The sequence below is a fragment of the Pseudoalteromonas sp. 0802 genome (assembly GCF_013350085.1).
Taxonomy (GTDB): domain Bacteria; phylum Pseudomonadota; class Gammaproteobacteria; order Enterobacterales; family Alteromonadaceae; genus Pseudoalteromonas.
In genome coordinates, this window is record NZ_JABVXE010000060.1 from 1 (window position 1) to 1,205 (window position 1,205).

1 protein-coding gene is annotated in these 1,205 nt (G+C 43.8%); it reads right to left on the reverse strand.

The window, feature by feature from the left end:
• Positions 1 to 57: 57 nt before the first annotated feature.
• Positions 58 to 1,098 (reverse strand): IS481 family transposase, encoded by a 1,041-nt coding sequence (locus tag HUS61_RS21095; protein WP_175083676.1) that lies wholly within the window; start codon positions 1,096 to 1,098, stop codon positions 58 to 60.
• Positions 1,099 to 1,205: the final 107 nt, after the last annotated feature.

Genomic DNA, 1,205 nt, shown 5'->3' on the forward strand with positions numbered 1-1,205 from the left:
TGTACTAGCTCAGACTTGATCTGACAGTTACCCGTTTTTCAATCGGTGACTGTCAGTTTAGATTTGAGCTAAATTCTTTTCAGCCCAAATCGATTTCCCATCCAATAATGTTTCCAGTGGCGTTCTGCCACAGCACATTTTTCCTTGATGGGTTCGGTCATTATTGTAATAAACCATCCATTCGTCTAGATCCTTTTGTAATTCCTCTAGCGACCCATACAGCTTCTTACGGAATGTAACCTGATAGAACTCATTCAAAATCGTTTTATGGAATCGCTCACAGATGCCGTTTGTCTGAGGTGACATAGCCTTTGTTTTTGTGTGATCGATATCGTTTATCGCTAGATATAACTGATAGTCATGATGCTCGACTTTACCGCAATACTCAGTGCCTCTATCCGTGAGTATACGTAGCATAGGAAGCTCATGTTGTTCGAAGTAAGGCAGAACCTTGTCGTTAAGTATGTCAGCCGCGGTAATCGGCGTTTTGGTCGTGTAGAGCTTCGCAAACGCTACCTTGCTGTAGGTATCGATGAAGGTCTGTTGGTAAATACGGCCTACACCCTTGAGGTTACCGACATAGAATGTATCTTGCGAACCAAGATAACCTGGATGCATCGTTTCAATTTCACCACAGGCCTCATCATCATTCTTTTTCTTTTCAAGTGCCGCAACCTGTGCATCCGTGAGGATAATGCCTTCTTGGGCGACTTTTGCTTCCAACGCTTTCAAGCGCTTTTTGAAGTTTTCCAAATCGTGGCGCAGCCAGATTGAACGCACACCACTGGCAGAAACGAACACGCCTTGTTTACGCAACTCGTTACTGGTTCTAACCTGTCCGTGAGCGGGGTATTCAACCGCGTACTCCGTGACTGCTTTTTCAGTTTCTTCATCGACGCGATTTTTTAAGTTGGGCGCTCTACGTGACTTATCAATCAGCGCATCAATGCCGCCATCTTCGACCAGCTCTTGGTAGCGATAAAACGTATCTCGCGAAACGCCCATTACTTTGCAGGCCTTTGAGACGTTACCAAGTTCTTCGGCCAGATTGAGTAAACCAGCTTTGTGTTTGATGATTGGGTTGTTAGTATGAAGCATGAGAGTTACCTCTTTGTTTGTTTTGATTAAAGATTCAGCACCTTTATCAAAACGGGTAACTCTCACTTTTTCAAGCTAATGTGTCAGATCTTGTTTGAACTAATACA